The sequence below is a fragment of the Actinacidiphila sp. bgisy160 genome, assembly GCF_057707815.1.
The window spans coordinates 94,843-107,038 of the sequence record NZ_JBYIQW010000018.1; the positions used below are offsets into that span (position 1 = coordinate 94,843).

The 12,196-nt window shown below is 70.1% G+C and carries 15 protein-coding genes; 3 read left to right on the plus strand and 12 right to left on the minus strand.

What is annotated here, in order from left to right; all coding sequences use genetic code 11:
- Positions 1–39: 39 nt before the first annotated feature.
- The 4 genes from AC3EUJ_RS17160 to AC3EUJ_RS17175 form a co-directional block, all read right to left on the minus strand.
- Entirely contained in the window at positions 40–738 is a 699-nt protein-coding gene (locus tag AC3EUJ_RS17160; RefSeq protein ID WP_431962116.1) for an HAD family hydrolase, read from the minus strand.
- A gap of 4 nt (positions 739–742) precedes the next feature.
- Positions 743–1,813 (minus strand): phosphotransferase, encoded by a 1,071-nt coding sequence (locus AC3EUJ_RS17165; RefSeq protein ID WP_431962118.1) that lies wholly within the window; start codon positions 1,811–1,813, stop codon positions 743–745.
- A 297-nt stretch (positions 1,814–2,110) separates the two neighbouring features.
- Positions 2,111–2,860: an HAD family hydrolase gene (locus tag AC3EUJ_RS17170; protein WP_431962120.1), complete on the minus strand. Its 750-nt coding sequence runs from the start codon at positions 2,858–2,860 to the stop codon at positions 2,111–2,113.
- A gap of 10 nt (positions 2,861–2,870) precedes the next feature.
- Complete coding sequence (locus AC3EUJ_RS17175; protein WP_431962122.1) at positions 2,871–3,728, minus strand: GntR family transcriptional regulator; 858 nt, start codon at positions 3,726–3,728, stop codon at positions 2,871–2,873.
- Positions 3,729–4,062: 334 nt separating this feature from the next.
- On the opposite strand from AC3EUJ_RS17175, the gene AC3EUJ_RS17180 reads away from it, so the two are divergent.
- The gene (locus AC3EUJ_RS17180; protein ID WP_179280085.1) at positions 4,063–4,230 is read left to right on the plus strand and encodes a hypothetical protein; all 168 of its coding nucleotides are present in this window, start codon (positions 4,063–4,065) and stop codon (positions 4,228–4,230) included.
- Positions 4,231–4,288: 58 nt separating this feature from the next.
- The gene (locus AC3EUJ_RS17185; protein WP_431962124.1) at positions 4,289–4,468 is read left to right on the plus strand and encodes a hypothetical protein; all 180 of its coding nucleotides are present in this window, start codon (positions 4,289–4,291) and stop codon (positions 4,466–4,468) included.
- Here AC3EUJ_RS17185 and AC3EUJ_RS17190 read toward each other — a convergent pair.
- Both AC3EUJ_RS17190 and AC3EUJ_RS17195 read right to left on the minus strand, forming a co-directional pair.
- Positions 4,465–5,706 (minus strand): GNAT family N-acetyltransferase, encoded by a 1,242-nt coding sequence (locus AC3EUJ_RS17190; RefSeq protein ID WP_431962126.1) that lies wholly within the window; start codon positions 5,704–5,706, stop codon positions 4,465–4,467. The genes AC3EUJ_RS17185 and AC3EUJ_RS17190 overlap by 4 nt on opposite strands.
- Before the next feature lie 68 nt (positions 5,707–5,774).
- Positions 5,775–6,347, minus strand: a complete 573-nt coding sequence (locus AC3EUJ_RS17195; protein ID WP_431962128.1) for an RsiG family protein — start codon at positions 6,345–6,347, stop codon at positions 5,775–5,777.
- A 171-nt stretch (positions 6,348–6,518) separates the two neighbouring features.
- Here AC3EUJ_RS17195 and dtd point away from each other — a divergent pair, with 171 nt between their 5' ends.
- Positions 6,519–6,944, plus strand: a complete 426-nt coding sequence (dtd, locus tag AC3EUJ_RS17200; RefSeq protein WP_431962130.1) for a D-aminoacyl-tRNA deacylase — start codon at positions 6,519–6,521, stop codon at positions 6,942–6,944.
- 10 nt (positions 6,945–6,954) lie between these two features.
- Here the strand turns inward: dtd and ygfZ are convergent, their stop codons facing one another.
- From ygfZ to AC3EUJ_RS17230, 6 genes are all read right to left on the minus strand, one after another.
- A complete protein-coding gene (gene ygfZ, locus AC3EUJ_RS17205) occupies positions 6,955–7,935 on the minus strand; it encodes a CAF17-like 4Fe-4S cluster assembly/insertion protein YgfZ (protein ID WP_431962132.1) in 981 nt (326 codons plus the stop codon).
- A gap of 10 nt (positions 7,936–7,945) precedes the next feature.
- Complete coding sequence (locus AC3EUJ_RS17210; RefSeq protein ID WP_431962134.1) at positions 7,946–8,398, minus strand: Fur family transcriptional regulator; 453 nt, start codon at positions 8,396–8,398, stop codon at positions 7,946–7,948.
- 87 nt (positions 8,399–8,485) lie between these two features.
- Positions 8,486–9,049 carry a heme-binding beta-barrel domain-containing protein gene (locus AC3EUJ_RS17215; protein ID WP_431962136.1) on the minus strand — a complete coding sequence of 188 codons (564 nt, stop codon included), beginning with the start codon at positions 9,047–9,049 and terminating at the stop codon, positions 8,486–8,488.
- A 248-nt stretch (positions 9,050–9,297) separates the two neighbouring features.
- Positions 9,298–10,422 (minus strand): hypothetical protein, encoded by a 1,125-nt coding sequence (locus tag AC3EUJ_RS17220; RefSeq protein WP_431962138.1) that lies wholly within the window; start codon positions 10,420–10,422, stop codon positions 9,298–9,300.
- Positions 10,419–11,312, minus strand: coding sequence for a hypothetical protein (locus AC3EUJ_RS17225; protein ID WP_431962140.1), 894 nt, complete (start codon positions 11,310–11,312; stop codon positions 10,419–10,421). The genes AC3EUJ_RS17220 and AC3EUJ_RS17225 overlap by 4 nt, the downstream gene beginning before the upstream one ends.
- On the minus strand, positions 11,309–12,103 hold the full coding sequence (locus AC3EUJ_RS17230) for a flagellar basal body-associated FliL family protein (RefSeq protein WP_431962142.1): 795 nt from the start codon (positions 12,101–12,103) through the stop codon (positions 11,309–11,311). Before AC3EUJ_RS17230 ends, AC3EUJ_RS17225 begins: the two co-directional genes overlap by 4 nt.
- Positions 12,104–12,196 lie beyond the last annotated feature (93 nt).

Genomic DNA, 12,196 nt, shown 5'->3' on the forward strand with positions numbered 1-12,196 from the left:
CGTACAACCCGGTCTTTGGCTGCGCAGTTGAACTCTCGCCTACACCGGCACCGCGGCTGCTGACAGACGCCCCAATGACGTCACGACGTGCTTCGCTCCCGCCTCGTACAACCGATGCGACTTGGGCTCGTCACGAGCGAAGCCGAGAAACCGCACACCCGCGAGTTCGGCGGCTCGGAGGTCGCTGGGGGAATCACCGATCATCAGGCAGTTCTCCGGCACTGCCCCCGTGCAAGCCATGGCACGCATCAAGCAGTGGGGATCCGGCTTCAAAAGGCCCGGGTCGTCCGCCCGCCCGTAGACATGTCTGCCGAAGTAGCGCAACAGTCCGATTCGGTCCAGGTAGGCGCTTGCCGCCTCAGCCGAGTTGTTGGTGGTGATGGCGACCTTCCGGCCGCTCTTGGCGAGGGTACTCACCAGCCGGGCGGCGTGCGGTGTCGGCAGAGCCGTCTCCGCGGCACACACCTCCTCCTGGGCCAAGCACTTCTCCAGCTCCGATGTGACGTGACGGGAGGCATCACATGTCGCCACAATCCGCAGGACGCGCAGCGGATCGCTGACGCCACTCAGCTCCTCTGAACGAACGCCCAGTTTCATCGCTCGGACCCGCAGGGTCTCGGCAACGCCGGCTGCCGGGTAGCGGGCGAAGAGGTCCGCAAGGGGGCCGTCGAAGTCGAACAGCACGCAGCTCACACGTTCCAGCAGGGCCGACATGTCGCCGACGGTCTCCTGGGTCATCGCGCTAGAAGGCATGGGCCTGGCTGGGGGCCTGCCTCTCCACGAAGCCCCACCTCCAGCGCTGTTGGGGATAACGCCAGGAATGCCAGTCGTTCAGCGCGGCTTCCACCTCCGACTCCCCCGGGACGGAGGCGAGCCCGAGGGGCACCTGGGCCCGCTGCAGTGCCCTCACGACCAGGCTGACGGAGGGCTCGAGCTCCGGACTCCCTGGAACGTCCCCGAGCCTCAGGGCGGCCCGTACGACATCAGCGTAGACGGACTGGGCGTACTCGAAGTCCATGTAGGCCTGCAGGTCCGTCGCCATCCCGGCGGTCATCGCGGAATGGCCGCGCAGGTTGAGAGTCCTCTCCCACTGCCGTTTCATCCGCTCGCGCTCGCGTTCGGTGTACTCCATCCGGACCAGATGAGTCGCGAGGTCATGGAGTGGATCGCCGAACGTGGCCAGCTCCCAGTCGAGGATGAACAGGCTCCCGTCCTTGAGCAGCACGATGTTGTCGCGGTGGAGATCGGTGTGCAGCAAGGAGTAGGGCCTCGGGTAGAGCACTCCGACCCGCTGCCGCACCCCTCGCCGGAAACGCTCCAGCGCGTCCACCGGCACTCCGAGGGCGTCGAAGAGGCTGCCGTACACGGGACGGTGCTCGTGGTGCACTCGCTCGGCGTACTGCACGAGAAGGTCCAGGAACCCGTCACTGTCCTTGTCGCCCGGCCATCGCGCCGGCAGCTTCGGCAACTGCTCGCGGGTGACCGTCGCCGCGTAGGCGAAGACCTCCGCGATGTCCCGCAGGCGCTTCTCGCGGATGGGGGTGCCGGAGGGAGCCTCTTGGGACAGGGGCTTGCCGTCCACGAATCGGTGCAGGGAGGCCCGCCCGAACGTGACCAGACACTGGGGAATACCGAAGTTCGGCTTGAGCCGCTGGCCTGCGACGGCCTCGTTCAGCGTGGCAAGGACCTCGGCCTCGTCCGGCCATGTGCGCATGACGACCTTGGGCGTCGTGAGCGGCACCCGCAGCTTGACCCGTGCGGCCTCGTCCAACGTCACGCGGGCCAGCCGGGCGAGTCGCTTGTCCAGCGTCACCACTTCATTGGAATTGTGATGGCCCGTCAGGATCAGGGACTCCCCGTCACGCTTCCGACGGTTGTAGTGCCAGCGCACAAGAGGCACGTGCAGTCGACTGCGCACGATGTGGCGCGAGGGCGCCGCACCGGCACCCCTGGCATTCGCAGGCGCAGCCATGGTCATAAGTTGCACCGACCGTTTGAGATCGACCCAGCAGGGAATAACCACTTGATACGGCGTTGATGAGCGCAGAGCCTATACCGGCTTCCCGCGTGACGCGAATCGAAACAGTTGTGTCAATCGAGTTTCTGCGCATCACTCCCTCACAGGAGCGCCCCAACAGCCGAGATCGGCCCGGGTGAAAGCTTCCGTCACCTCGCGCATGTCGCTGACCAGGAAATCCGCGCCGGCCTCCAGTAGCCGTTCACCGCGCTCCGGATCGCGCTCATCATGGGCGGCATATGCCAGAAATCTGACCCCCGCACTACTGGCGGCCTTCAGATCACGCACGGAATCACCAATCATGAGGCAATTGCCCGGGTCACCGCCCGATCCGATCTGCCGCATGGCCTTGAGAAGGCAATGGGGGTCGGGCTTCATGAGCTGGGGAGCCTCTCGACCAAAGATTCTTTCACCAAACGGGCGAGCCAGCCCATGTTTCTTCAGGTAGATACGCACCGCTGCCGCAGAATTATTCGTCGTGATCGCGATCGGCAGCCGCGCGCGGGCCAGGAGCTCCACGAGTTCCGCCGCACCTTCCGTAGGGCGCGCCACCTTTGCGGCCCGCCGCTCGGCCCGCACGAGCACCCTGTCGAGGCCGCGGCCTATGCGGCCGGGTATATCGTCCCGCTCCGCGACGTCATACAGCAGTTGGTGCGTATCTGTGTACGAGGCGAAATCCGTCAAGAGCCGTCGCTTGCAGCGCAGATACTTCTTCATGCGCTCGGCCACCGCATCGGCGGTGTACACCGCAAAAAGGTCACAAAGCGGCCCATCGAAGTCGAAGAGGACGACGTTGACGCCTCGTACTCGGCTCAGGAGCCACTCAGGGTCGATCGAAGCCATTCAGTGAGTGTCACACCGATTCGGCGATTGTGTTCCACAAGGAGTCGAACCACTGCTGACACTCCGCCCGTTGCTCGGGCCCCTGAAGGTACAGCCGCGCCCCCAGACCCAGGACGTCGTAGATCTGGACGTCCTTGCCATCCGGGAAATGGACGGGGTGCGCCTCGACCTTGTAGAAGCCCATCAGCCCCCGATGCCGATTGATCAGGTAGTACTTGGCCACCGGCGTGATGGGGAGGGTCCGCACCTCGACAGTCACGTCGACACCCCGTCTGACCAGGTCTTCCAGCAGGTTGCGCAGGGTGAACGCGTAGCGCTTGATCAGCTCGGACAGCCGGTCGAGCGGCCGGGTGTCCTCCGGCTTGCCCACGATCCGCGGGATCGCCAAGTGCGCACCGGGACGGGCCAGCAGGAGCCGAACCTGGATCGACGAGGGCTGGAGCTCGCCCCTGAGCACGCGGCGCGCCTGCGGCAGGAAGGCTCCGTGGAGCGACTCCGCCGTCAGGCAGTACGCGTCGATCGTGATGTGCTCCGCCTCGAACGCCTCGGCGATGGCGTCGTCCAGCTCGACGCTGCCGGCGTCCACGGCCACCACGGCGGTCCCGTTGGCGTGGGCGTTGCCGGACTGCCGCCAGTCGCGGGCGAAGACTCCCTTGCCCTGGGCCGACTCCACGTAGCCCTTGCCCTCAAGGGCCTTGATCGCCTTTTGGACGGTGGCCCGGGAGACGTCGAAGCGGTCCACCAGCTCAGCATGCGTGGGGAGTTGCTCGCCCACCCCGATCGCGCCGCCCTCGATCTCATGACGCAACACATCGGCCACGCGCTCGTACTCACGCCTGGCCCCACCGGCGGTGCGGTCGTTGCTCACGTGACCCACACTACAGCTTCACGCCAGGCAAGTGGAGTTGACTGCATAGAGTTTAGGGATCTGCAGTCAGCGGCAACATGACCGTAGAGGAATGCAGTCAACTGGTCGGCCGACAGTCAAGTTGGACCAGTTGACGCCATCGGGGACCGCTGCCTCTCCGTCCCGATGACGCGCCGGGGATGGCCGCGGGTGACAGTGCGGCGCCATGTCGCATCGCACGCATCAGCATCAAGCTTCCACTGCTGTCTCATGCCGACCCACGGGTCAAATCTGCCCCCTCCGCGCTCTACGCGCGGAGGGATCGATCCAACGCGCCTCGAAGGAGTGAATCGCTATGCCCGCTCTCGCTCTGTGCGCCTTCGCGTTCGAGCAGCTCGTCCAGTGGCGGTACGGCGCGGCAGGCGCCTTCGCCGTCGGACTGTTCACGGTGGGCCACAAGGCCCGGAATACGACGTTCACGTGCGTCGGACTCGCGGTGATCGCGCTGCTCCTGGCCCAGTAGGGCCAGGACGGCAGCGGGCCCGCGCCTTTGGGTCGGCCACCTTGGAAGGGGGTGGGTCATGCTGTGGAGCCATGTGACGGCGGCGTTGCTGGAGCAGTACCTGGCGTGGCAGTACGGGCCGTTGATGGGGCTGGGCGTACTGCTGGTGGGTGCCGGGCTCAAGGCGCGTTCCAGCTATGCGATGTGCGTCGGCGGGGTACTCGTCCTCCTGGTGCTGGTGTCCTTCGGACACCACTAGAACGTGTCGATCGGCCACGGCTTGCGCGCGGTGCGGAACAGCGCGTCGAGGCGGGCCGCGCCGCCCGGGCGGGACTCCGTGACGCCGCCCGTGACGGTCAGGCGCGCCGCGGACTCGTCGCCGAGGTAAAGGGAGGCGAGGGCGGCGGCGGTGAGGGAGACGTCCGGGGCGGCGGAGGGGGCCGCCTCGGCGGTGGCGGTGCCGTCGGCGGCGGCTTCGAGGCGGAAGCGGCCGGCGGCATGGCCGTCGGGGTCGGCGACGTCGAGGACGACGGAGCCCGCGGCCGCGTAGGTGCGGGCGGACAGGGCACGCGGCACGTCGAGCAGGCGCAGCCACAGGAAGTCGCTGGTGGAGTGGACGTGGGCGGCGCGCGGGTCGTCGAGCAGCAGCGGCAGGACGTCGTCCTGGGCGCGGAAGCCGGTGCGCACCGTGGCGACCCAGTCGATGGACAGCAGATACCGCCACAGGGCGCGCTCGGCCTCGGGGGTGGCGGCGATCAACTCCCGCACCGTGAGCGGGACCTTCGGGAACATCCCGTGCCAGGTGTCCTCGGCCGAGTACGCGGCCAGGCCGTCCACGCGTCCGGAGGCGTCGCGGTAGAGGACGAAGATCGGCTCCTTCCAGGGGAAGGAGGGGTTGACCACCGTCCCGGTGGCGTACTCCCAGTTGCGCTCGGTGCGGTTGATCGCGCCGGGCGCGCGCAGCCGCACCCGGTCGTGGAGCTGGGGGCCGAGCTTGAGGACCTCGGACGGGTCCGCCAGGTCGATGCGGCCGCTGTCGGACGGCGCTCCCTGGGGGCGGCCGGCGCGGGCGGTGTCGACCTCCCACTCGGTGACCCCGGCCGCGGGGCCGAAGCCGAAGCGGCCGTAGATCCGGTACTCCGCGGCGACGAGGATCGCGACCGGCTCGCCGCGTCGCACGCAGGCGTCGAGTTCCGCGGCCATCATGCGGGAGGCGAGGCCGCGGCGGCGGTGTGTGGCGGTGACGGAGACGTTGGTGATCGCCGAGGCGGGCAGCACCGCGCCGCCGGGCAGGGTGAGTTCGCGGGGCATGCTCCGGAACGTGGCCACGCAGCGGCCCTCGTCGAACGCGCCCTGGGTGCGGTCGAGGTCCGTCTGGGAGCGCCGGAGGGCGATCTCCTCCTCGGTCACCGACGGCGGCCGGTGGAAGCCGGTGTTGACCGCTCGCAGCCAGCCGGGGAAGTCGGGATCGCCGATCGTACGGACCTCAAGGCTCATGTCCCGCACGCTATGCGGCGCCCGGCCACCGCCGCATCCCGTTTTCGCGGCGCCGCCGTCGGCCGCCGTCAGTCCCCCGCCAGCAGGTCGTCGACCCGGGCCTCGCCCTCGCGGTAGCGGCGGGCGATCTCGGTGCTGCAGCCGTCGACCGTCCGCTGCAGGGACTGCCTGCAGCGCGAGACCTGCTGCTCGTGACGGACCAGCCGGCCCATGGCGTCGTGGAGTTCCTGGTCGGTGCGGGCCTCGAGGTCGGAGAGCTGGACCTCGGCGAGCATCTCCTCGGCGAGCTGCCGGTAGCGCTCGCTGTGCGGGGTGCCCAGCGTGACGTGTCGGGCGGAGGAGCGGTGCCGGGACGGGGTGTCGGTGAGGATCTCGGAGAGCCGGTCGAGCACGGGCGCGTCCGGGGCGGTGCGCCGGGCGAGTTCGGCGCGGAGGATGTCGATCCGGCCCTGGAGGAGCCGCCGCAGGTAGGAGAGGTCGGCCTCCTCCAGCTGGGCCTCACGGCGCGCGGTGCGCAGTCCTTCGAGGGTGAGACCGGCGAAGTCGGGCTGGGAGGTGCCGGCGGTGAGGGGGGAGCGCGGGCCCGGTGCCTTGAGCATGCGATCGCCTTCCGCCGTGCCGGTCGTGATGCTGTGCTTCATCGCTGTCCGTCCCCTCGTCCCCCACGTCGGGCAGATCTCGATCGTGCCACCGAGTAACTGCGTCGCGCAGGCACCTGCACCCGAACGGCGGCTCCGGACAGTTGTGCGTGAGTCCAAGCGGGCGTACGGCCCGGGTGCCGCGCGCCCCCGCCGGCCCGGGACAATGGCGGCATGCGTGCGGTGGCCCAGCGGGTGAGCGAAGCGAGTGTCGTGGTGGACGGCGAGACGGTCGGGGACATCGCCGGTCCCGGACTGTGCGTGCTGGTGGGGGTGACGCACGACGACACGAAGGAGAAGGCGGCTCAGCTGGCACGGAAGCTGTGGGGGTTGCGCATCCTGCCCGGCGAGAAGTCCTGCTCGGACATCGCCGCGCCGCTGCTCGTGATCTCCCAGTTCACCCTCTACGGTGACGCCCGCAAGGGGCGCCGGCCCACCTGGAACGCGGCGGCGCCCGGCCCGGTCGCCGAGCCGCTGGTGGACGAGGTGGTGGCACAACTGCGGGCGCTGGGCGCGCACGTGGAGACGGGCCGCTTCGGAGCGGAGATGAAGGTCTCGCTCACGAACGACGGCCCGTTCACGGTCGTCCTGGAAATGTGAGGCGCGCCCCTCAGGGCTCGACGACCGTCTCCTGGCTCGCCGCCGTCCCGTCCGCGAGCAGCGGCGCGTCCACCGGGGTGTTGCGCTTGATCACGGCGAGGGCGATCGGGCCCAGCTCCCAGTGCCGGGCGGAGGAGGTGACGGTGCCGACCGGGCGGCCGTCCGGCCCGTCCGCGGCGAGGCGTACGGCGGCGCCGTGGCCGGGCAGTCTGACCTCGCTGCCGTCGAGGTGGAGGAAGACCAGGCGGCGCGGCGGCCGGCCGAGGTTGTGCACCCGGGCGACGGTCTCCTGGCCGCGGTAGCAGCCCTTGTCGAGATGGACGGCGGTGTCCAGCCAGCCCAGCTCGTGCGGGATGGTGCGGTGGTCGGTCTCCAGGCCGAGCCGCGGGCGGTGCGCCTCGATCCGCAGCGCCTCCAGCGCCAGCACACCGACGGGGGTGCCGATCCGCCGGGCGACGTCCTCGAGTTCGCCGCGCGGCACGAACACGTCGCGGCCGTACGGGACCTCGCGCACCGGCCAGTCCTCGGGGACGGCGGCGATGCTGCCCGCCGGCAGGTGGACGACGGCGTACTCGCCGGTCCGGTCCGAGACGTCGACCTGGTAGAAGAACTTCATGCTCTCCAGGTACGCGATGAGCTCGCCCTGGGTGCCGGGTTCCACGTGCATCCAGGTGGTCGTGCCGTCGTCGACGAGGTAGAGGGCGTGCTCGATGTGGCCGTGGGCGGAGAGGATCAGCGCCTCGGTGGCCCGGCCGGGCGGGAGGTCGCTGACGTGCTGGGTGAGCAGCAGGTGGAGCCAGGCGAGCCGGTCCTGCCCGGTGACGGCAACGACGCCCCGGTGGGAGAGGTCGACGAAACCGTCGCCGGACGCCAGGGCGCGTTGCTCGCGGAAGAGGTCTCCGTAGTGCGCGGCGACTCCCTCGTCGGGGCCTTCCGCGGGAACGGCACCGGGGAGCGACAGGAGAGGACTGGTCGTTGTTTGTCGCTGCATGCCCACCAGCCTACGTCCGGTTACTTGAACCCTCAGGCGTTCGGGACTTCCCCGCGCAGTCCGCGCACCGGCCGAAGATCGCGAAGTGCTTCATGTCGGTCTCGAAGCCGTACGTCTCGCGCAGCCGCGCGGTCAGCGGTTCGGCGACGGACACGTCGGCCTCGATGACCGACTCGCAGTCCCGGCACACCAGGTGCATGTGGTGGTGCCGGTCGGCGAGGTGGTAGGTGGGGGCGCCGTGCCCGAGGTGGGCGTGGCTGACCAGGCCCAGCTCCTCCAGGAGCTCCAGGGTGCGGTAGACCGTGGAGATGTTGACGCCGGAGGCGGTCCTGCGCACCTCGGACAGGATGTCGTCCGGGGTCGCGTGCTCCAGCGTGTCAACAGCCTCCAGGACAAGCTGCCGCTGCGGCGTCAATCGGTAGCCGCGCTGCCTCAGGTCGCTCTTCCAGTCCGTGGTGACCACGAGAACAGTCTAGGCAGGGGAAAGGGGGACCACGCAGTCGTGATCCCCTCGGGAGCCGTGCGGGGCCGACGGAGCCCGCGGGGCGGCTCAGCGGAAGAAGGCGATGCCGTCGTCCGGGAGGTCCTTGAGGTCCTTCGCCCACTCGCTGGGGTTGACGACCTTCTTCAGGTGCGCCGACATGTACGGGCGGAGCGGGACCTCGGGGGTGGTCTTCTCGCCGACCCACATCAGGTCGCTCTTGACGTAGCCGTACAGCCGCTTGCCGCCGCTGTACGGGGGCGCGTCGCCGAGCCGGGCCACGGCGTCGGTGACCAGGTCGATCTGCGGCTTGCCCTCGGCGAGCTCGCCGTACCAGATCTCGATCACGCCGTCGTCGCGGGTCATGGTGATCTCGACCTTGCGGTCCTTGCCGATCCGCCAGAAGCCGGACTCGCTCTCCAGCGGCCGGACCGGCTTGCCCTCGGCGTCCAGCACCCAGGTCTTGGAGGTGTACTCCAGGAACGACCGCCCGTCGTGGCTGAAGATCACTTCCTGCCCGAAGTTGCACTTCTCGGCACCGGGGAAGTCGAAGACGCCCGCGCCCTCCCAGGTGCCCAGGAGGAAGGCGAGGGGGACGAGGTCGGGATGCAGGTCGGAGGGGATCTCGATCATGTTCAGCGCTGTCCCTGGTAGAGCTTCTTCACGGCCAGAGCGGAGAACGCGATGACGCCAAGGCAGACCAGGACGAGCAGGGTGTCGAAGAAGAACTCAAGGGCGCTCACGAGCGTGCTCCTCGGGCAGGCGCGGACGGTCGGCGGCCCGGTGGGCCAGGTACGAGTCTAGTGGGCGGGTACGGGCGCGGCCGCGTGAGGTCTCCCCACGCGCCGCGCCCGCGCCCGGCCACCCGGGAACGGCCCGGGTCAGCCGAGCAGCTGCGCCTGGAGCAGCACGGTCTGGTGGAACGGGACGGCCGGCTGGGTGCCGGCCTTGGAGAGCACGACCAGCGCCAGGACGTCGCCGGCCTGGACGTAGCCGAATCGGACGTGCTCGGCGCCACGCGGTTTGTCCTCGTCGAAGAGGGAGACGTGCAGCTCGGGATCGTCGAGCCAGGTCGACTCCCACTCCGTGTCGTAGTCGGCCGACTCGGCCTTCGCGGGGGTGCCGTCGACGACGAACTTGTCCTTGACGTCGCTCGAGTGGCCCAGGGTCGCGAACTGCAGCAGGTAGACCTCCGCGCGGGTGCCGTCGGCCATGGTCCAGGCGCGGGCGGCGATGTGCCGAAGGGTGTTCTGCTCCAGGGTCGCGCCCAGCTCCTTGCGGTCTCCCTTGGGGTAGAGCTCGAGGAAGTCGCCGGTCGGCAGCCACCCGGTGGCGCCCGGGAAGCCCTTGTCGACCTTGGCCCCGGCGGGGACGGGAAGCAGCAGGGTGCGGACGTCCGCGTAGTGACGGCGGGGCCGGTTCCGTTCCGTGTCCAGCGCGCGGGGCGCCCCCGCGGGCAGCTTGGGCAGCTTCAGGGCGGGGTACGCCCAGCGGCCGTCGTCCGGAGTCTCCAGGCCCGGGATCTCGGTCCGCTCGGGCTGGGTGACGGCGTACGCCGCGGCGCCGCCGAGGGCCGCGAAGACCACGACTGCGGCCGTCCACCGCAGGGCGGCCCGCAGCCCCCTGCGGTCCCGCAGCCGCTTCCGCGGCCGGGGCGAGGCGGCCTCGGCGAGAACGGACTCGGCGGGAACGGCCTCCGGCGCGGCATCCGCGACGGCCCCCGCGGAAGCGGCCCCGGCGAGCACGGACTCCACCACGGCTTCCGTCGCCTCCCCGTCGGAGACGGCCTCCTCAGGCGCGGACTCGCCAACGGCGGACTCGGCGGGCGCGGACTCGGCGGGCGCGGGCTCCACCGGGGCTTCCGTCCCGCCCTTCGCGGGCGCGGGCTCCGCCACGTCCTCCCCGGAGGGCGCGGTCACGGGACCGGCGTCCGGAAGGGCCTCCGCCGCCGGGGCGGCGGACTGCGCCGGGATCTTCACGTCGTCGCTCTGGGTCTGCTCGGTCATGCGGCCTCTCCCGGGTCCTGTACGCGGTCGAGCTGCTGCTTGAACAGATCCGCGGCGTCGTCCTTGTCCAGCGGCGAGGATCCCGAGACGGACATGCGGATGGTCAGGTCGCCCTCGGTCGCCTCGCAGATCATGGTGTCGAGCTTCGCCCCGGGCTTCTTGGGCGGCAGGACGCAGCGCGCCTTGTCGTGGCCCTCGATCCTCGGCCCGTTCCTGAAGACCCCGAGCGCCTTGGTGAACTCGGTGAAGAACTCGGTTCCGGCGCGCGCCGCGCGCTTGTTCCTCATCTGGACGATCTGCGTCTCGAAGACGGCCTCGCCCATCACGTCGCGGTACGTCCGCAGGCCGACGCCCTGGATGTGCAGCCCCGCGACGGCCTTGTGCAGGCGGTCACGCTGCTTCTTCGGCAGCCCTGCGAGGTCGCCCTCGAACACGGCCACGGCCTTCTTGCCGGTGAACTCCGCGTCGTTGCCGAACTCGTCCACGTCCGGGCCCGGCATGTAGGCATCGGGCACGGGCAGCAGCAGCTTGCCGAGCGCGCCGTAGTGGCTTCCGCCGGACTGGGTGCCGTACTCGCCGGTCTTCTTCGGCTCGGGAGCCTTCCAGGTCTGCGGGCTCGCCTGCTTGCCGTCGTCCTTCTGGTGCTGGAGCACGGCGTAGCCGATGCCGCCGCCCGCGACGACGGCGACCAGCGCGGCGGCGATGCCGAGCGCGAGGCCGCGGCGTCCGCGGCGGGGCGCGGGCGTGGGGACGGCCTCCGGCACGGCCGTCCCGTCCGCGGGCTCGAGCCCCGCGAACGGTGCCATCTGGGCTTCGGGCCGAGCCGTCGGGACGTCCGCGCCGCCCTCGGGCTGCGGCTCCCCGGGGACAGGGGTGTTCTCGTCGCTCACAGCCGCTCCCACTGCCGCTCGGCCAGGGACATGATGGTGGACTTCTTGATCGGCCGTTCCGAGTTCACCCAGATGTCCATCATGACCGTGCCCTTCCGGGCCAGGGCGCGCGCCGAGTACAGCGGCAGGTAGCCCGCCTTCGTCCAGGGCTTGGAGTAGACCCACGCCCTGCCGCCGAAGGCGCCGGGGATGGCCGACCCCGAGTTGCCCGCGTACTTCTTCCCAGCCATGTAGCCGCGCTGCCCGTCGAACATGTCGTCGGTGTAGGTGGCGCTCTCGTCGCGGAACTGGATCAGGTGGATCTCGGTGGTGGTGGTCGTGGCGTAACCGCCCGTCCGCCACGCGGAGACGGCGGCCCTCCGGAAGTCGTTCTCGTTCAGCTCGGCGAACATGTGGTCCGGTTCCTCGAACGAGTCCGCGTACTCGTACAGCGACATCCAGTGGTCCTGGCCGGTCCGGCCGTCGAGGTCCTTGGCGCCCTTCGGCTTCTTGACCAGCAGCTTGCGCAGGTCACCGTCGTACGTGACCAGGGTGTCCTCGGCGGCCGTGAGCGGCTTCGCCGCGGGGGCCGCGCCCTTGGGCTGCACGAGCTCGGACTGGGCGAGCGGGGGGAGCGGGGTCTCGGGGCGGTCGTACTGGATCTTGTAGCCGGCGCCGGCGCCCGCGAGGACGCCGAGGACCGCCGCGCAGGCGATCAGCAGGGTGGTCCGGCCGCGCTTGCGCGGCGGGCGGACGGGAGGCCCGTCCGGAACAGGGGCGTCCTGTTCCGGGACGGGGGTGTCCTGGGACAAGGGGTTCTCCACTGGGGTGTTCGTGGGTGGGTGCGGCCGGCGCGCGGGCCGGTCCGTACGTTCGGTGTGAGGTGTGAGGGTGTGGCCTGTGAG